The following is a 258-nucleotide window of genomic DNA, read 5'->3' on the forward strand; positions in this document are numbered from 1 at the left end:
GGCAAGCTCGGTGTCAAGTGGTCGGCGTGGCTGCTACTGGTCGTCGTGATTCAGGTCGCCCTAGCTTATGCATCCTTCGCCGTTCCCGGTCTGGGGATCCTGCACGGCATCGTCGCATTCGCCGTTCTGGGGCTGGCCGAAGTCGCCGCCCGTTCCGTCGGCGCACCATCCAGTCACTCCCGGGCAGCACAAGCTGGCCCCGCGACGTAGGTCCAGCGGTAGCACGGGACCCGTGCCGATCCTTTGAGGCCGTGCACT

The 258-nt window shown here is 66.3% G+C and carries 1 protein-coding gene; it reads left to right on the forward strand.

Annotated elements, in window-relative coordinates:
• A partial coding sequence (locus tag SB764_RS42120) for a hypothetical protein (RefSeq protein ID WP_410867054.1) occupies nt 1-210 on the forward strand: 210 nt, incomplete at its 5' end.
• Nucleotides 211-258 lie beyond the last annotated feature (48 nt).

Origin of the sequence: Paraburkholderia sp. SIMBA_027, assembly GCF_046535315.1 — a bacterium.
GTDB classification, from domain to species: Bacteria; Pseudomonadota; Gammaproteobacteria; order Burkholderiales; family Burkholderiaceae; genus Paraburkholderia; species Paraburkholderia tropica.